General features: G+C 73.2%; 13 protein-coding genes. 7 read left to right on the top strand and 6 right to left on the bottom strand.

The annotated features are described in order from the left end of the window. Positions 1–10: 10 nt before the first annotated feature. Positions 11–871 carry an enoyl-CoA hydratase ChsH3 gene (chsH3, locus tag FFT21_RS03775; RefSeq protein WP_137812289.1) on the top strand — a complete coding sequence of 287 codons (861 nt, stop codon included), beginning with the start codon at positions 11–13 and terminating at the stop codon, positions 869–871. 234 nt (positions 872–1,105) lie between these two features. After that, positions 1,106–1,732 carry a cholesterol catabolism transcriptional regulator KstR gene (kstR, locus tag FFT21_RS03770; protein ID WP_137812288.1) on the top strand — a complete coding sequence of 209 codons (627 nt, stop codon included), beginning with the start codon at positions 1,106–1,108 and terminating at the stop codon, positions 1,730–1,732. 15 nt (positions 1,733–1,747) lie between these two features. On the opposite strand, the gene FFT21_RS03765 is transcribed toward kstR, so the two are convergent. The 3 genes from FFT21_RS03765 to FFT21_RS03755 all read right to left on the bottom strand — a co-directional run bounded on the left by FFT21_RS03765 (position 1,748) and on the right by FFT21_RS03755 (position 4,930). Beyond that, the gene (locus FFT21_RS03765; protein ID WP_137812287.1) at positions 1,748–2,587 is read right to left on the bottom strand and encodes a hypothetical protein; all 840 of its coding nucleotides are present in this window, start codon (positions 2,585–2,587) and stop codon (positions 1,748–1,750) included. A 26-nt stretch (positions 2,588–2,613) separates the two neighbouring features. Beyond that, positions 2,614–3,171, bottom strand: a complete 558-nt coding sequence (locus FFT21_RS03760) for an Rv1363c family protein (RefSeq protein WP_137812286.1) — start codon at positions 3,169–3,171, stop codon at positions 2,614–2,616. A 130-nt stretch (positions 3,172–3,301) separates the two neighbouring features. After that, positions 3,302–4,930, bottom strand: a complete 1,629-nt coding sequence (locus tag FFT21_RS03755) for a GMC oxidoreductase (RefSeq protein ID WP_192909370.1) — start codon at positions 4,928–4,930, stop codon at positions 3,302–3,304. A gap of 249 nt (positions 4,931–5,179) precedes the next feature. On the opposite strand from FFT21_RS03755, the gene FFT21_RS03750 reads away from it, so the two are divergent. Next, positions 5,180–5,761 carry a TetR/AcrR family transcriptional regulator gene (locus tag FFT21_RS03750; protein WP_137812285.1) on the top strand — a complete coding sequence of 194 codons (582 nt, stop codon included), beginning with the start codon at positions 5,180–5,182 and terminating at the stop codon, positions 5,759–5,761. Between the two features lie 298 nt (positions 5,762–6,059). Beyond that, positions 6,060–7,304, top strand: coding sequence for a formaldehyde dehydrogenase, glutathione-independent (gene fdhA, locus FFT21_RS03745; protein WP_137812284.1), 1,245 nt, complete (start codon positions 6,060–6,062; stop codon positions 7,302–7,304). Between the two features lie 51 nt (positions 7,305–7,355). Here fdhA and FFT21_RS03740 read toward each other — a convergent pair whose 3' ends face one another. Beyond that, positions 7,356–9,023, bottom strand: a complete 1,668-nt coding sequence (locus tag FFT21_RS03740; protein WP_264081620.1) for a thiamine pyrophosphate-binding protein — start codon at positions 9,021–9,023, stop codon at positions 7,356–7,358. Between the two features lie 374 nt (positions 9,024–9,397). Between FFT21_RS03740 and FFT21_RS03735 the strand changes: the two genes are divergently transcribed. The 3 genes from FFT21_RS03735 to FFT21_RS03725 all read left to right on the top strand — a co-directional run bounded on the left by FFT21_RS03735 (position 9,398) and on the right by FFT21_RS03725 (position 14,321). Continuing rightward, positions 9,398–10,723 carry a DUF1727 domain-containing protein gene (locus FFT21_RS03735; protein WP_225978068.1) on the top strand — a complete coding sequence of 442 codons (1,326 nt, stop codon included), beginning with the start codon at positions 9,398–9,400 and terminating at the stop codon, positions 10,721–10,723. A 100-nt stretch (positions 10,724–10,823) separates the two neighbouring features. Beyond that, entirely contained in the window at positions 10,824–11,834 is a 1,011-nt protein-coding gene (locus FFT21_RS03730; protein WP_137812283.1) for an N-acetylmuramoyl-L-alanine amidase family protein, read from the top strand. Between the two features lie 123 nt (positions 11,835–11,957). Further along, the gene (locus tag FFT21_RS03725; protein ID WP_137812282.1) at positions 11,958–14,321 is read left to right on the top strand and encodes a LuxR C-terminal-related transcriptional regulator; all 2,364 of its coding nucleotides are present in this window, start codon (positions 11,958–11,960) and stop codon (positions 14,319–14,321) included. On the opposite strand, the gene FFT21_RS03720 is transcribed toward FFT21_RS03725, so the two are convergent. Together FFT21_RS03720 and FFT21_RS03715 are read right to left on the bottom strand one after the other, a co-directional pair. After that, a complete protein-coding gene (locus tag FFT21_RS03720) occupies positions 14,307–14,813 on the bottom strand; it encodes an ester cyclase (RefSeq protein WP_137812281.1) in 507 nt (168 codons plus the stop codon). The two genes, FFT21_RS03725 and FFT21_RS03720, sit on opposite strands and share 15 nt — an antisense overlap. A gap of 88 nt (positions 14,814–14,901) precedes the next feature. Continuing rightward, positions 14,902–17,136: an ATP-binding protein gene (locus FFT21_RS03715; protein WP_307722896.1), complete on the bottom strand. Its 2,235-nt coding sequence runs from the start codon at positions 17,134–17,136 to the stop codon at positions 14,902–14,904. Between the last annotated feature and the right edge of the window lie 175 nt (positions 17,137–17,311).

Here is a 17,311-nt window from a genome sequence, read left to right as displayed (position 1 = left end):
AGGGGGCGGCATGCCCATCGACCCGAGCGTCGCCATCGGCGCCGAGCTTCCCGAGGTGGAGTTTTCCTGGACCGCCTCCGATGTCCTGCTGTACCACCTCGGACTGGGCGCCGGCGCCGACCCGGAGGACCCGCGCGAACTGCGCTACGTCTACGAGCGGGACCTCCAGGTGCTGCCCACCTTCGGCGTGGTGGCGCCCACGTTCGGGGCCACCGAGCCGCCGCGGGTGTCCTTCCCCGGTGTGGACATCGACCTGGCCAGCGTGCTGCACGGCGAGCAGGGCATCACCGTGCACCAGCCGCTGCCGGTGGCCGGGTCCGCCCGCGCCCGCATCCGGATCGCCGACATCCACGACAAGGGCAAGGCCGCGGTGATCGTGCAGGAGTCCGAGGCGGTGGACGGCGCGGGGAACCCGCTGTTCACCACCCGATCCAGCATCTTCGCCCGCGGCGAGGGCGGTTTCGGCGGCCACCGCGGGCCGTCCGGCAGCACCACGCTGCCCGACCGCGACCCGGACGCCGAGTTGCTGTCCCCCACCCTGCCGCAGCAAGCGCTGCTGTACCGGCTGTGCGGCGACCGCAACCCGCTGCACGCCGACCCGGACTTCGCCGCGGCCGCCGGCTTCCCCCGGCCGATCCTGCACGGCCTGTGCTCCTACGGGGTGGTGTGCAAGGCCCTGGTGGACGGCCTGCTCAAGGGCGACACCGCCCGGGTGGCCGGCTTCTCCGCCCGGTTCGCCGGCGTGGTGTATCCCGGGGAGACGCTGCGCACCCGGGTCTGGGAGTCCGACGACCGGATACTGCTGACCACGTCGGTGGTGGAGCGCGACGACGCTCCGGTGCTCGCCGACGCGGTACTGACCATCCACTGACCGTGCCTTAATGAAACGCGTTGCCTTCCCCTGACGGGTCCGCGTGGCGGCACCGGGACGCGGGTGACGCCCAGGACGACAGCCACACACTGCCCGGCCGCCGGGGCGACGCGGCGCCTCGGGTAAACTGGAACGTGAAACCTGAAACAGGTTCCTTCTTCCGGACGAACATCCGATCTGAGCGGAGGGACGATCCGACGTCACCCCGCCCGACCATCCGAGGGGACCGCCTCGATGACATCGACGGCAAAGACGAACGCGTCGACCGGCAACGTGCTGAACACACTCGCCGACGACGAGCTCGGCTCGGCTGCGCAGCGTGATCGGCGCAAGCGGATCATCGACGCGACCGTTGCTCTGGCCTCCAAGGGTGGCTACGACGCGGTGCAGATGCGGACCGTGGCGGAGCGGGCCGACGTCGCGCTCGGCACCCTGTACCGCTACTTCCCGTCCAAGATCCACCTGCTGGTGTCCAGCCTGGCGCGCGAGTTCGAGCGCGCTCAGGAGCGGCTGGACCGGGCCACCGTCCGCGGTGAGACGCCGTACGAGCGGGTGCTCTTCGTGCTGGGCCGGGTGACCAGGGGGATGCAGCGCAACCCGCATCTCGCCGAGGCGATGACCCGGGCGTTCATGTTCGCCGACGCGTCCGCGGCCGCCGAGGTGGACACCGTGGCCCGGCTGATGGAGGGCATGTTCACCCGGGCGATGAGCGACGAGGAGCCGACCGACGAGCAGAAGGCCATCGCCAGGGTGATCGGCGACGTGTGGCTGTCCAACCTGGTCGCCTGGGTCACCCGGCGCGCCTCCGCCACCGACGTCTCCAACCGGCTGGAACTGACGGTTCGCCTGTTGCTCGGCTGACCGCCGCCGGGCCGGTCACAGCACCGTGAGGTCGCTGATCTTCCAGGTGGTTCCGGTGCGCACCGCGACCACGTCGAGCTGGGCGGCGCCCGAGTTGCTCTGGCTGCTGTCCGCGCGCAACGCCTGCTGGTCGACGAAGACCAGCGCCCGCGCGTGGTCGCCGTCGACCTGGATGACGCCCACCGACCGCACGGTCGTGGTGAGCATCAGCTTCTGCGCCGGCGCGTCCCGCTCGACCTGGGCGAACAACTGGTTGTACTCGTCGATGGCATGGCCGGTGAGCACGTTCTGCGCGGCCTGGCGGGTGGTCGCCGGATTGGTGTAGTCGTAGCTGAACGCGGCCCGCACCGCCTCGCCGACCTGGGTGCTCACCGCGTTCGTGGTGGCCACGTCGACCAGGGCGGTGTTGCGAGCCGCCTCGATCCCGCCCACCGCGTGCGCGGACAGCCCGAACCACACGGCCAGGCCGGCGGCCACCACGGCCACCCCGGCGAGCGCGGCCCGCACCAGCCGGCGCCGATCGGCCGGGCTGGCCGTTTCCACCTCGCGCGGTGGCTCGGTGGCGCCGGGCTCGGCGGCCCGGTCACGGTCCCGCTCGGGTGCCTGGTCACGGTCCGGCTCGGCAGCCCGGTCAAAGTCCGGCTCGGCGGCCTCGGCGGCCCGCCGGCAAGCCTGGCTGGCCGCGCCGTCCACCGCGCCGTGTCCGGCACCGTTTCCGGGCCGGCTCAGCGCGCCGCGCACCGGGTCCGGCTCCGCCCGGCCGGCCGGCTCCGGGCTGTCGCGCCGGATCAGCCCGGCGACCCGGGGCCGGCGCCGCCGGTGCGCCGTCCCGCCACCACGCCTGGAGAACGCCACTGTTCTCCTCCTTCCGTGCCGGCCGCTCAGCCCACCACGCCGACGACCTGCAACGAGGCCACCTTCCAGCCCTGCGGGGTGCGGGCCATGCCGGCGTCCAACCGGCTGCGTCTGATCGACGGCTGGCCGCCGTTCGCGGTCACCGACACCTCCAGCACGGCGATCACATCCGCCGTCCCAGCGTGGGTGTCCAGCCTGGTCACCGCGGCCTCGACTACCTTCGCCGCGGTGGCCGTCTTCGCGGTGCGGATCTGCTGCGCGTCGCTGTCCCGGCTGCGGGTCAACTCGTCGAGCAGTGCCCCGGTGGCCGCCTGGCGCCACCGCTCCAGCCCATGGTCGGCGTCCTGGTAGTCCAGCGTGTTGAGCACGATCAGTTCCTGCCGGCCGGCGTCCAGCACGGCATCCCTGGCCGAGGCGAACTGCAGGTCCTCATCGTGCGCGGTGTGCCACCACGACCAGCCGAACCAGCTGGCGGTGGCCACCGCCAGCACGGCGAGCACGGCGAGCGCGTCGCGCACCCGGTCCCGGCCGCCGGCGGCGGTCGCATCGCCCGGGGCGGCGGGTGCCGCGCCTGACACGGTCATCGAACTCCATCGGGTTTGTCCTCGGTAACCCCGGACACGCTAGAACACGTTATCGTTATGGCTCAACCGAGGTGTCGGTACCGGGAAAACGAGCGGTTCGGGTCCCAGGTCACGCGCGGCACCCGGCGGATCAGCGCAGCACGTCCTCGGCGATGACGCGTTCGATGTTCCGCTCCGCGAGCGCGGTGATTGTGACGAACGGGTTGACCCCCACCCAGCCGGGGATCAGCGAGCCGTCAGTGACGTAGAGGTTCGGGTAGCCGCGCACCCGGCCGTAGCCGTCCGTGGCCCTGCCCAACACCACGCCGCCGAGCGGGTGGTAGCAGAAGTCGTCGGCGAATGCCTTGTTGTGCCCGAACAGGTCATACCGGTACACGGTGCCGTTCGCCGCGTTGATCCTGTCGAAGAGCGCCTTCGCCGAGGCCACCGACGGCTGGCTCTGCTCGGGGCCCCAGCGCAGTTCCGCCCGGCCGGTGGCCGGGTTGTAGGCGAAGTTGCCGCGCTCGACGGTCCTGGTGATGGCCAGGTAGAGGTTCACCCAGGTTTCGAACCCGGCGGGGAGCGGGGCGATCTCGGCGAACACCGGATTGGCTGGGTCGGCCCGGTGGTCGATGCCCAGCGCCGGCATCCCGGACTGCACCGTGCCAGTCGGCTGCCACACGTGGTTGGCCCGCGCGGTCATGATGTTGCCGTTGTTGCCCCAGCGCTGCCCGATCTCCGGGCTGAGGTCGGGCAACGCGCCGGTCTCCCGGGCGCGCAGCAGCAGTTCCGTCGTACCGAGGCTGCCCGCGCCGAGGAACAGGTACCGGCAGCCGATCTCCCGGTCGGCGACCACCGAGCCGTACGGGTCGATCTGCCGGGCGCGCAGCAGATAGCCACCACCCGACTGGCGCTCGATGCTCCGCACCTCGGTGAGGGTCTGGATGGTGATATGGCCGGTGCCCAGGGCGGCGGGCAGGTAGGACCTGTCCAGGCTGCGCTTTCCGTGGTTGTTGCCGTAGATGACCTCGGAGTTCAGCGCGGACTTCGGCACGAGGCCGGCGTCCTCCCGCGCCATGTAACCAAAGTCGTAGACGTTGGGCACGAAGGCCGTGCCGTAGCCGGCCACGCGGGCGCTCTCCCGCGCCACCCGCGCGTACCGGTAGCAGTCGGCCGTCTCGAACCAGGCCGGGTCGACGTCGTTCACCCCGAGACCGGCGTTGGCCCTCGGGAAGTACACGCGGTACATCTCGTCCGCGTCCACGCCGGGCAGGATGTCGGCGAACGACGACCTCAGCGGGGTCACCGCCATCCCGCCGTTGACCAGCGAGCCGCCACCCACGCCGCGGCCGACGTAGACGTCCATGTTCGGGAAGTGCACCCGGTCCAGCACACCCGCGTACGGGGTGATGTCCCGGTTGATCACGTCCAGCCAGAGGAAGGTGGCCAGCGGCGCCTCGGTCCGCGTGCGGAACCACATGGACCGCTGGTCGGGGCTGAGCATCGTACAGAACACGTTCCCGTCCGGGCCGGGCTTGTCCCATAACTGGCCCATTTCCAGCATCAGCGTCGGCACCCCCGCCGCGCCGAGGCGCAGCGCGGTGACCGCCGCACCGTAGCCGGTGCCGACCACCACGGCGGGACTGAACGTGGCGCCGTCGGCCGGGCGATCGGCGGCGCGGGCACTGCCGCAGGCGATCGTGGTCAATCCGAACGTGGCCGCCGTCCGCATGGCGGCCAGGCCGAGAAACCGGCGGCGGGACAACGACAAGCGGGACATGGCGTCTCCTTCCGGCGCGGGCCACGGCGACGGGTCACCCGCGCCGGTCGCACGTCCGCGGGCCACCGAGCGTCACCGAGATCGACAGCACAGTAGCCACTAATCTGGACACCTGTCCATCACTCGCGGTGCATCGGCGAGGATCGCCGGAGCCGCGCCGGCCGCGAGATACCCTCACGCCATGACCGACCGGACGTCACCAAGTGCAACCGCCGCGTCAACGGCTCCGCCGCAGCCGGCCCGGTGTTCATGAGCGAGCCGATCCGCCAGGTCGTCGAGGGCCGCAGGGCCGACACGGTGCGGCGGCTGCTCGACGCCACCGTGGCCGAGCTGCGCGAGGTCGGCTTCCCGGCACTGACGGTGCGCTCGGTGGCCAGGCGGGCCCAGGTTTCCCCGGCGACCGCGTACACCTACTTCTCCTCCAAGGAACACCTGGTCACCGCGGTGTTCTGGAAGAAGGTGCAGGCGCTGCCACCGGCCGAGCGGGACCGCGCCGGCCGGCCCGCCGAGGACGTGGCCGCCGTGGTGCGGGCCATCGCGCTGCTGCTGGTCGACGAACCGGAGCTGGCCCAGGCGTGCACGCTGGCCATGCTCACCGACCACGAGGAGGTGCGCCGGCTCCGCGACCAGATCGGCCGGGAGATCTACGCGCGGCTGGCCGACGCGCTCGGCGCGGACGCCGACCCCCCGGCCGAGCGGGCCGTGCTGACCGCCTTCGTCGGGGCCATGGTGCTCGCCGGCAGCGGCCACCTGCCCTTCGCCGAGGTAGCCGACCACCTCCGCGAGATCACCGAAACGGTGCTGCGCCGGTCCCCGGTGAAACGCCGCTGACCTCCCTCTCCGGTCCGGGGGGCTCCCGCAGGTGGGTTGCCGGCGGCTCACCGCCCGGCCGCCACCGCCCGCGCGGGTCACGGCGTCGCGGCGGTGAAACGGGGACTTTCGGCTCTTATTGCCGAATGGCTATGCGTTTAGCTTCGGAGGCGTCCGGTGCACCGGCGCCGCGCGGCCAACAGGGGCCGTGACGCGACCCGCGAGGCGCCCTATGCCGGGGTGACGTCGCGAGGCCCGAGGTGACCACGCCGCGCGCCGCTGCCGGCATGCCGCGCACACTCGCGGAAAGGGAGCACCGATGCCAGAGAACAAGGCTGTGATCTACGAGGGCCCGGGCAAGGTGGAGGTCGAGTCCACCGAGTACCCGAGTTTCGAACTCAAGGAGGGGCCCGGCGTCAACCCGCTCAACGTGGGGCGCAAGACACCGCACGGCGTGATCCTCAAGGTGGCCGCGACCAACATCTGCGGCAGCGACCAGCACATGGTGCGGGGGCGGACGACCGCGCCGCAGGGGTTGGCGCTCGGCCACGAGATCACCGGTGAGGTGGTCGAGGTCGGCAGGGACGTGGAGTTCATCAAGGAGGGCGACCTGGTTTCGGTGCCCTTCAACATCGCCTGCGGCCGCTGCCGCAACTGCAAGGAGGGCAAGACCGGCGTCTGCCTGAACGTCAACCCGGACCGGCCCGGCTCCGCGTACGGGTATGTCGACATGGGCGGGTGGACCGGCGGTCAGGCCGACTACGTGCTCGTGCCGTACGCCGACTGGAACCTGCTGAAGTTCCCGGACAAGGAGCGGGCCCTGGACAAGATCCTGGACCTGACCATGCTGTCCGACATCTTCCCGACCGGGTTCCACGGCTGTGTCAGCGCGGGCGTCGGCCCCGGCTCCACGGTCTACATCGCCGGCGCGGGACCGGTCGGGCTGTCCGCCGCCACCTCGGCGTTCCTGCTCGGCGCCGCGGTGGTCATCGTCGGCGACCTGAACCAGGACCGGCTGGCCCAGGCGCGCAGCTTCGGCTGCGAGACGGTGGACGTCAGCCAGGCAGACCCGAAGGACCAGATCGAGCAGATCCTCGGCGTGCCGGAGGTCGACTGCGCGGTGGACGCGGTCGGCTTCGAGGCCCGTGGCCACGGCCGGGAGGCGCAGACCGAGCGCCCGGCCACCGTGCTCAACACGGTCATGGACGTGACCAGGGCCGGCGGTGCGGTCGGCATCCCGGGCCTGTACGTGACCGGAGACCCGGGGGCGGCCGACGAGGCGGCCCGGGAGGGCTCGCTGTCACTGCGGATCGGCCTCGGCTGGGCCAAGTCGCTGTCCTTCGCCACCGGGCAGTGCCCGGTGATGCGGTACCACCGGCAGTTGATGATGGCGATCCTGCACGACCGGGTGCAGATCGCCAAGAACGTCAACGCGACCGTGCTGCCGCTGGAGGACGCGCCGCGCGGCTACGCGGACTTCGACAAGGGTGCGGCGCGCAAGTTCGTGCTCGACCCGCACGGCATCGTGCGCGCACACATGCCGCAGCCTCGCCAGCCTGCCTGAGCCGTTCTCGGTGGGCGGGCGCGGGGACACCGCACCCGCCCACCGCTGTGGTCACCGCCGCCGGTACCAGCGGGGTGAGGTGGTCGGCGGCGGGGTGAGCGCGGCGCGCACCACGAGCACGTTCGGTCCGTCCGCGGCGACGAACTCGGTGAGCCGCACCGCGAACTCCGACCCGAAGCCGTCCACCACGGCGGCGTCCACGCCGAACGCGCGGGCCAGCGCGACGAAGTCCGGGGTGTGCAGGTCCACGCCGAAGTACGGGTGGCCGGCGTTCGCCTGGTCGAACCGCAGCATCCCGTAGCCGCCGTCGTCCACCAGCACCACGGTCACCGGTAGCCGCTCCTGCGCGGCGGTGGCCAGTTCCCCGCAGGCGAACAGGAACCCGCCGTCACCGCAGACGCTCACCGCCCGGCCGGTGCCGCCGAGCGCGGCGCCCAGCGCGGCCGGAAAGGAGAACCCGAGCGTGCCCCAGCCCACCGGATAGGCGAACCCGCGCGGCCGGCGCACCCGGTGGAAGCCGCCCAGCCAGTAGCCGGGGATGCACATGTCGGCGACCAGCACGGCGTCCGGCGGCAGCACCGCGTCGAGCACGTCCAGCAGTTGCGCGGCTTGCGGTTCCTCGGCGAGCACCGCCTTGCGCACCTCGGCGTTCAGCGCGGCCAGCCGCTCGGCCAGGTCCGAGTCGATCTCCCGCTCCGGCAGCGCGGCGACCAGCCGGGCCAGCACCCGCCGGGCGTCACCGGCGAGCAGCACGTCGGGCCGGTAGTTCTTGCTCGCGTCGGCCCGGTCGACGTTGACCGACACCAGCCGCTGCGGGGCCGGCATCGCCCAGTTCTGCGTCATCATCCCGTCGAAGTCGGTGCCCACCGCGACCACCACGTCGGCCTCATCCCACAGCCGGCCCACCTCGGGCAGGTGCACCGGCCCGTGCACGGCGTACGGGTGGTCCACCGGGATCAGGCCGCGGCCGCCGTAGGTGGTGACCACCGGCGCGCCGATCCGCTCGGCCAGCACCGCCACCTCGGCGCCCGCGCCGGAGCGGAGAGCGCCACCGCCCGCCCAGACCAGCGGCCGCCGCGCCGAGGACAGTTCGGCCACGGCCCGGTCCAGGTCGGCGTCGGAACACTCGTCGTGCTCGGCGGCGGCGACCGGTGGCAGCGGGTCGGTGCCGACCTCCGCGCTCAGGAAGTCGGTGGGCACGCCCAGGTACACCGGTCCCCGCGGAGCGGCCAGCGCCAGCCGCGCCGCCCGGTCGGTCAACCCAGCCAGGTCCGCCGCGCCGGGCACCTGCCAGGCGTCCTTGACCACCGGAAGGAACATCGCCCGCTGGTCCCTGGTCTCGTGCAGCACCCCGCGGTACACCCCGGGCCGGCGCAGCGAACTCGGGATGTCGGTGGCCACGACCAGCACCGGCGACCCGGAGGCCATCGCCTCGCCGGTCGCGCCGAGCGTGTTGGCCGCGCCGGGACCGGTGGTCACCACCGCGACCCCGAGCCGCCCGCTGGCCCGGGCATAGCCGTCCGCGGCGTACACCGCGGCCTGCTCGTGCCGCACCCCGACCAGGCGCGGGCCGTGCTCCCGCGCCGCCTCCCACACGGCCAGGTTGTGCACGCCGGGAAGGCCGAAAACAGTGTGCACGCCGTGCCCGGCGAGCACCCGAAGCAGCCGCTCGGCCCCTGTGGACGTTCCGGCTTCCGCTGCGGCGCTGATGGTGCCCACCCCTTCGACCGACCCGAGGCTGGTGCCGCCGGGTGCCCCGGCGGCGAGGACGCAGCCGACGCTAGACAGCCGGGCCGTGCGGCAACAAGGCCGCCGAAGCGATCTCCGCGATGTCCCGTTTGTCCGCCCGCCGGAACCCCACCGCCCCTCCCGGCGTGCCGGGGTGGTGGCCCGGCGCGCTGTCGCAGTTAATTTCGGTTTACACTGAACTAATCGTGCCAACTGTCAGAATGGCCGTGGCCGTCCCCCTATCCGGTGCGAATTTCGCCTCGGATGGCCGAGACCTGCGGGGTCCGCGACATTCGGGACATGCCGTCCACACCGCACCGCACCCCCGGCGACCCATCCGAGAGGCGGGGATGACCCACTCCGGCATGCCCCACCGGCTGGGTGACGAGCCCGCGCCCGACGGCGCCGGGGACGCGCCGGAGGCACCACCGTGGCGCCCGCCGTGGCCGCGGCGGGACGGGCACCGGCTGCCGTTGCGGACCCGGATGGCCATGCGGATCGGCGGAGCGGTCGCGTGGCTGTCGCAGGCCCTGCAGATGGGCCAGGGCGCCATGATCGGTGGCCGCCTGATGCTCGCGCTGGACCCCGGGGCCCTGCGGCGGCTCAGTCAGGGCCGGCTCACCGTGCTGGTGACCGGAACCAACGGCAAGACCACCACGACGGCCATGCTCGCCGCCGCGCTGTCCGAGCTGGGCGAGGTCGCGTCCAACTCGTCCGGGGCCAACATGCCGGGCGGGCTGGTCACCGCGCTGGCCCAGAGCCCCGAAGCTCCGCTGGCCGTGCTCGAGGTCGACGAGGGTTACTTCCCGAGCGTCGCCGCGACCGTGCGGCCCGGCGTCGCGGTGCTGCTCAACCTCAGCCGCGACCAGATCGACCGGGTGGGCGAGGTCAGCCGCACCGAGCGCGCCATCCGGGACGCGTTGCACACGCTTGACGGCGTTACCGCGGTGGTCAACTGCGACGACGCGCTGATGACCTCCGCGGCGCGGGATGTCGCGCACCCGGTGTGGGTGTCGGTGGGCAGCACATGGCAGGAGACCGCGGCGCGCTGCCCGCGGTGCGGCCAGCCGGTGACCACCGACGCGGCCGGCGACGGTGCCGGCTGGGGCTGCGCGTGCGGGTTCGAAAGCCCCCGCCCGCAGTGGACGCTGGACGGCACCGAGATCATCACCCCGGAGGGCGGGCGCGTCCCGCTGGAACTGCGGCTGCCCGGCCGGGTCAACGCGCGGAACGCGGCCATGGCCGTGGCGGCGGCGGTGACCCTGGGCGTGCCGGTGGACGCGGCGGTTTCCCGGGTCGGTTCGCTGGCCGAGGTGGCCGGGCGGTACCGCACCGTCCGGCTGGGCACGCACCGGGTGCGGCTGCTGCTGGCCAAGAATCCGGCCGGCTGGGCGGAGACCCTCGACCTCCTCGCGGGCAGCCGCGACCCGGTGGTGATCGCCGTCAACGCGCGCGAGGCCGACGGGCGGGACACATCCTGGCTGTGGGACGTGCCGTTCGAACGGCTCCGCGGCCGGTCGGTGGTGGCCAGCGGGGAGCGGGCCACCGATCTGGCGGTGCGGCTGACCTACGCCGACGTGCCGCACGTGCGCCTGCCCGAGCCGTGGTGGGCGGTGGAGATGCTGCGGCCCGGGCACGTCGACCTGGTCGCCAACTACACCGCGTTCCGGGAGCTGGTAATCCGGTGCTGACTGCCTGTTCCGGAACGGGACCGACCCGCGATGGCGAGCAGCGGAACGTGCCAGGGCACGTTCCGGAACAGGCGCTGAGCCGCGCCCGGTGGGGGCTGGGATGAGGATCCGGGGCCGGCGTGCCGGCGGTGCCGGGTCGCCCCGGCGCCGGTGGCGGCTCGCCGGCGTCGGCGCCGGCGCGGTCACCATGCTGCTCGCCCCGCTCGCCGTCCGGCTGGCCACCGGGCATCTCGCCCCCACCGACCTGCCCGCCGGGCACCCGCCGCCGGCCCGGCCGGCCACCTCGCCGCCCCAGCCCCGGATGGAGACACCACAGGTCGCCGCGGTCGAGCCGGCCCCGCTGGACTCCCCCGGCTTCGCGCCGGGCGCCTGCATGGCCCTCGGCCCGCTGCGCGGGAACCGGCACCGCACGGTGTTCCTCGACGCCGGGCACGGCGGCCCCGACCCGGGCGCGGTCGGCAGCACCGCCGCCGGCGGCCCCGTCGCGGAGAAGGACGCGACGCTACCCGTCGCGCTGCGCGCGGCGCGGCTGCTCCGCGAGGCCGGCTACCGGGTGGTGCTCTCCCGCACCCAGGACGGCCCGGTGGCCCACCTGCCCGGCGGCACCGATGCGGGCGTGCTCACCGTCGAGCAGTCGCATGCCGACCACATCGCCCGGGTGCGCTGCGCGAACCTGGCCCACGCCGCGGTACTGATCTCGATCCACTTCAACGCCTTCGACGATCCCGGCGAGGGCGGCGCCACCACCGTGTACGACCCCAGCCGGCCATTCGCCGCGGACAACCAGCGACTCGCCGTGGACCTGCAGCGCGGGATCGTCGCCGCGCTCGCCGGCCACGGGTGGCGGGTCGAGGACCGGGGCGTCGACAGCGACGAGGGCACCGGCGGGCCCGCGCTCTCCGAGCAGGGCGCCAGCTACGGTCACCTGATCATCCTCGGCCCGCCCGCCGCCGGCTACCTCGCCGAGCCCACCGGGATGCCCGGCGCGCTGGTGGAGCCGCTGTTCGTGACCAACCCGGGGGAGGCGGCCATCGCCGAAGCCCCGGCCGGGCAGCAGGCGATCGCCGAGGGCATCGCGCGAGCCGTGCAGGAGTTCGACGGGGGCCGCTGACCCCGCGCCACCGCCGTCACCGCGGTCGCCGTCATGGCGACGTTGCGCCGACCGGGCTACCGTGGCCAGTATCGACATTTCCCGCACCGGGGGTTCGTGGTGGCTGGGACCGTTGCTCCGGACATGACGGCCCGGCGAGGACAGGGCAACCTCCCCGCCGAGGAGACGAGTTTCGTCGACCGGCGCCGGGAACGCGACGAGACCAGGCGGCTGCTGTCCGTCTCCCGGCTGGTGACGCTGACCGGGGTCGGCGGCGTGGGTAAGACGCGGCTGGCGCTGCGGGTGGCCGCCGAGGTCAGCCGGTCCTTCCCGGACGGCGTGTGGCTGGCGGAGCTGGCCCAGGTCCAGGACGAGAACCTGCTGGCGCACACGGTCGCCGGGGCGCTGCGGTTGCAGGACCTGTCCAGCCGGGATCTGGTCAGCGTGCTCGCCGGCTACCTCGCGGACAAGCGGCTGCTGCTCGTACTGGACAACTGCGAGCAGGTGGTGACCGGCTGCGCGAGGCTGGCCGAGCGGCTCCTGCGCGCCGCACCGGGGCTGCGCATCCTGGCCACCAGCCGGCAGCCGCTCGGCATCCCGGCCGAGCACATGCTCCGGGTCCCGCCGCTGGCGGCGCCCGAGCCCGGCCACCTGTGGGATGGCGCCGAGGTGGGCGACTACGAAGCCGTGGCGCTGTTCTGCGAGCGCGCGTCGGCCGCGCTCTCCGACTTCCGCCTCACCCCGGACAACCAGGCGGCCGTGGTGCGACTGTGCCAGCAACTCGAGGGGATCCCGCTGGCCATCGAGCTGGCCGCGGCGCGGCTGCGCGCCCTCTCCGCCGAGGAGCTGCTGGCCCGGCTGGGCGACCGCTTCCGCGTGCTCGGCGGGGCCCGCGGCCTCACCCAGGCGCGGCACCGCACGCTGCGGGCAGCGATCGACTGGAGTTACGAGCTGTGTTCGGCGGCGGAGCGGCAGCTCTGGTCCCGGCTGTCGGTGTTCGCCGGCAGCTTCACCCTGGAAGCCGCGGAGGAGGTGTGCGCGGACGGGGACCCGAGCGACGAGTCGTTCGTGGACGTGCTTGCCGGGCTGGTCGACAAGTCCGTGGTCACCCGCGAGGAGACGCGGCGCCAGCACGGGGCGCCCACCCGGTATCGGATGCTGGAGACGATCCGCCAGTACGGCGCGCAGCGGCTGCGCGACCGCGGTGCCGAGCCGGAGTACCGCCGTCGGCACCGCGACTGGTACCTGCGGCTGTCCGAGCAGGCCGCGGCGGACTGGTTCGGGCCGCGCCAGCTCGCCTGGTACACCCGGATGCGATTGGAGCACGACAACCTACGCGCCGCGCTGGAGTTCTGCCTGCGCGATCCCGGCGAGCGCGATGCCGGCCTGCGCATGGCCGGTTCGCTCTGGTTCTACTGGGTGACCTGTGGCGTCCTCGCCGAGGGGCGGCAGTGGCTGGACCGCCTGCTTGCCCCGCCGGTCCCGACGTCGCCGGAGGCCGAGACCGCGAGCTGGGTGCGCAGCTGGATCGCCAGCCACCAGGGCGACCAGGTGGTCAGCGAGCAGGACGCGGCGCGATCCATCGAGCTGTCCAGGCGGCTCGGCGACGCCCGGCTGAAGGCGTACGCGGTGCACGCCGTCGGGGTGGCGGCGATGGTGACCGATCTCGACCGGGCCAGAGCCCTGCTGACGGAGGCATGGGCCCGGCACCGCGCCATGGACGACGTCGGCAGCGCCTCCGTGATGTCCCTGGTGCAGCTGTCCGTGGTGGCCAACCTCCAGGGCGACCTGGCCGGCGCCGCCGGCTACGCCACCGAGTGCCTGCGGATCTCCGACCTGCACGAGGAGACCTGGACCCGTTCGTGGGGGCTGTCGCTGCTGGCGTTCGCCGAGTGGCGGCAGGGCGACAGCGCGCGGGCCGCCGACCGACTGCGAGAAAGCCTCGCCATCAAGCGCGGGTTCGACGACCTGTTCGGCATCGCCATGTCGCTGGAGTTCCTCAGCTGGTGCCTGGTCACCGACGGCCAGCACGCCCAGGCGGCCCGGCTGTTCGGCGCGCTGGAGGGGCTGTGGCAGTTCGTGGGTCTCCCGCTGATGGCCTCACCGCAGTTCAGCGGATACCGGCAGGGCAGCGAGCGGCAGGCGCGAGCGGCGCTCGGAGACGACCGGTACCAGGCCGAATACCAGCGTGGCAGGTCGCTGTCCATGCCCGAGGCACTGGACTATGCGCTCACCGGCACCGCCCGGTCGCCCGAGCGCGAGCGGGCGGCGGTCCGCCGGCCGGCGACTCCGGCGTCGAGATCCCCGCTGACAACGCGGGAAGAGACCGTCGCCGAACTCGTCGCCACGGGAATGTCCAATAAGGACATAGCGACCCGGCTGCTCATCGCCCCGCGCACGGTGGACAGTCACGTGGAGCACATCCTGGCCAAGCTGGGCTTCAACTCCCGCACCCAGATCGCCACCTGGGTAGCCCACCGGGAGCCGCGCCGGTCAGCCCGCCCCTGACCCGCCGACCGCATGGGCGGCGAGACCGACACCGACCGGAGCGTCCGGTTCGCCACGCATCTGCCGCAGCAGGGTCTCGTTGTCGAAGTAGATGCGTTCGGCGACCAGCCTGGCGGCGTCCTCGCCCTCCCCGAAGATGTAGAAGGCGGCCAGCTCGAAGGACACGTGCCGGCCCTGCGGAGCCACCCCACAGTACTCGCCGCGATGCGTGCCGCTGATGGTCACCTCCCGGACGGACACTCGCGGGGTGTCGTATTCGCCGGTGACCACGATGCGGAAGTCGGGAAGCACACCCTCCATGAGGCCGTAGAAGTCCTTGACGCCACTGAACCCGCCGAAGTGCGAGCTCAACGGCACCACGTCGTAGTACGCCCGGTCGTCCTGCACGAACGTGCCATACACCCGGCTCCAGTCGTGCGCGTTCTCCCCGGCGATATGCTCGTCGATCGTCCGGCGCTGGGCTGCGATCCGTTCCCGTTCGCTCGGTTCCATGACTCTGTTCCTTTTCCGCAGGGCCCCAGAGTCCTCGGCGGTGGCACCGACCCGCGGTGGACACCAGCGCCCGCTCCGTCGGGGACCCCTACGGCTCACTGTACGAGTCGCGCCCCGGCCACGCCGCCTCGTCGGTAACCCCGGTGTGCCACGCCGCGATCTGGGCGCGGGAGGTGAAGCCGAGCTTGGCGAGAATGTGCTCCACGTGGCTCTCCGCGGTGCGCTGGGCGATGACCAGCGTCTCGGCGATCTGCCGGTTGGAGAGGCCGCGCGCGATCAGGTCGGCGACCTCCCGTTCCCGCCGGGTCAGCAGGCTGCGCGCGTCGTCCGGCCGGTGCGCGGCCCGCGCGTCGCCGGTCTTGTCGCCCAGCGCGTACCCGATCGCCTCTTCCAGGGTGAACCCCGCGCCCTCCCGGTAGGCGGCGTCGAACGCCGCCTCGCCGAGCACCTCGCGGGTGCCGGCGACACACTGGTCGTCGAACGCGTGCACGCCCCACAACCCGCGGCCGGACCCGGCCAGCCGCCACGCCGCGTGCGCCGCGCCCAGCAGCCGCGCCGCCCGCCGGTGCTGCCCCTCGTCGCCCGCCGCGAAGGCGAGCACGGCCAGGCAGTGCGCGATGCCCCACGGGTCGTTCACCGACCGCTTCAGCCGCAGCGCCTCGCCGGCGAGCGCGGTGGCGTTCCGGCACTCGCCGCGGCGCCACCGCTCCAGCCCGGTCATCCACAGCGAGTGGAAGCCGAAGAACTTCGCCTCGTGCCGCTCGCACACCCGCAGCGCCTCCTCGCCCCACCCGAGTGCCCGGTCGTCGCCGAGCGCGCAGGCGCCGAGGGACATCATCAGCAGCGAGATCCACGTGCCGTACTCGTCGCCGGCCGCGCGGAGCTGGGTGAGCGCCTCGGCCATGGCGTCCAGGCCGGAGGCGTCGCCGCGGTGCAGCGCCGCATACCCGGTCCACAGCTCGGTGTACGCGGCCGACCCGACATCGCCCAGTTTCCGGGCCAGCGGCCCGCACTCGGCCAGCCGCCGCAGCGCCGGCTCCGGGTCGGCGAGCAGCAGGTCGAGGAAGCTGCACACCCACAGCGCCCTGGCCCGTTCCGGGGTGGGCGCGGTGTCCAGCCGCAGCGCCCGATCCAGCCAGTGCCGCCCCTCGGTGAGCAATCCGCTACCGATCCAGAAGCTGCGCAGCGACGCGGCGATCCGCTGGCCGGCGCGCGCCTCGCCCGGCTCGCTCAGGCAGAACTCCAGCGCGGCGCGCACGTTGGGATGCTCCACACGCATCCGGGACGCCCAGGTGACCTGGCGCGGGCTGAACCAGTCGGCGTATGCCTGCTCGGCCAGCGCCCGCACATAGTCCCGGTGCCGCCGCCGCAGCACCTTCTCCTGGCCGGACTCGGCGAGCCGGTCCCGGCCGTACTGGCGGATCGTCTCCAGCAGCCGGTACCGCGCGCGGTTGCCGTGCTGCTCCCGGGTGAGGATCGACTTGTCCACCAGCCCGGCCACCAGGTGCAGCACCTCCTCGCGAGGAATGCCGTCGCCCGAGCAGACCTCCTCGGCCGCCTCCAGGTCGAACCCGCCGGAGAACACCGACAGCCGCGCCCACAGCGTGCGCTCCTCGGCCGAGCAGAGCTCGAAGCTCCAGTCCATCATGGCGCGCAGCGTGCGCTGCCGCGGCAGCGCCGCCCGGCTGCCGGTGGTGAGCAGCATGAAGCAGTTGTCCAGCCGGTCCAGAATCTGTTGCAGCGACAGCGACTGCAGCCGCACCGCGGCCAGCTCGATGGCCAGCGGAATGCCCTCGAGCCGGCGGCAGATCGTGGCCACCTCCAGCTCGTTCTGCTCCGTCAGCCGGAACCCGGGCAGGCCGGCCGCGGCCCGCTCGGTGAACAGCGTGACCGCCTCGGAGGAGCGGAGGTCCGCCGGCACCCACTGACCGTCCAGGTTCGGCACGGACATCGCGGGCACTCCGAACACGTGCTCGCCGTCCACCCGCAGCGCCTGCCGGCTGGTAGCCAGCACCCGCAGCTCCGGGGCGGCCGCCAGCAGCGCGCCCACCAGCCCGGCGCACGCGTCCAGCAGGTGCTCGCAGTTGTCCAGCACCAGCAGCAGCCGCTTGTCGGCCAGGTACTCGGCCAGCCGCTCGGTCGGCGACACCGCCTGGTCGGGCAGCCCGAGCGCGCCGGCGACGGTGTGCACCAGCAGCCCGGGGTCCGCCAGCGCGGCCAGCTCGACCAACCACACGCCGTCCGGGAAGGCGCGGCGCACGTCCTCGGCCACGCGCAGGGCGAGCCGGGTCTTACCCACCCCGGCGACACCGGTCAGCGTCAACAACCTCGTCGCCGACAGGGCCCGCCTGACCTCGGACAACTCCCGTCGACGCCCGATGAAGCTCGATACATCGGCCGGAAGCGCCCCAGCGGGCCGACGCGGTTTCGTGGCTCGCATCGCAATCGTCACGTTACGCCCGGTGAGACAGCCGGGGAAGACGACTTCCCCGGGCCCG

This window comes from Gandjariella thermophila (assembly GCF_005405885.1).
In the GTDB taxonomy this organism is placed as follows: Bacteria; Actinomycetota; Actinomycetes; order Mycobacteriales; family Pseudonocardiaceae; genus Gandjariella; species Gandjariella thermophila.
The sequence above is the reverse complement of the archived record's forward strand: the minus strand, read 5'-3'. Positions and strand labels throughout refer to the sequence as shown.

Excerpts from the sequence above, each read along its gene's own strand:
- chsH3 (WP_137812289.1), top strand. The coding sequence starts at position 11 with ATGCCCATCGACCCGAGCGTCGCCATCGGCGCCGAGCTTCCCGAGGTG.
- kstR (WP_137812288.1), top strand. The coding sequence starts at position 1,106 with ATGACATCGACGGCAAAGACGAACGCGTCGACCGGCAACGTGCTGAAC.
- FFT21_RS03760 (WP_137812286.1), bottom strand. The coding sequence starts at position 3,171 with ATGACCGTGTCAGGCGCGGCACCCGCCGCCCCGGGCGATGCGACCGCC.
- FFT21_RS03755 (WP_192909370.1), bottom strand. The coding sequence starts at position 4,930 with ATGTCCCGCTTGTCGTTGTCCCGCCGCCGGTTTCTCGGCCTGGCCGCC.
- FFT21_RS03750 (WP_137812285.1), top strand. The coding sequence starts at position 5,180 with ATGAGCGAGCCGATCCGCCAGGTCGTCGAGGGCCGCAGGGCCGACACG.
- fdhA (WP_137812284.1), top strand. The coding sequence starts at position 6,060 with ATGCCAGAGAACAAGGCTGTGATCTACGAGGGCCCGGGCAAGGTGGAG.
- FFT21_RS03735 (WP_225978068.1), top strand. The coding sequence starts at position 9,398 with ATGCCCCACCGGCTGGGTGACGAGCCCGCGCCCGACGGCGCCGGGGAC.
- FFT21_RS03730 (WP_137812283.1), top strand. The coding sequence starts at position 10,824 with ATGAGGATCCGGGGCCGGCGTGCCGGCGGTGCCGGGTCGCCCCGGCGC.
- FFT21_RS03725 (WP_137812282.1), top strand. The coding sequence starts at position 11,958 with ATGACGGCCCGGCGAGGACAGGGCAACCTCCCCGCCGAGGAGACGAGT.
- FFT21_RS03720 (WP_137812281.1), bottom strand. The coding sequence starts at position 14,813 with ATGGAACCGAGCGAACGGGAACGGATCGCAGCCCAGCGCCGGACGATC.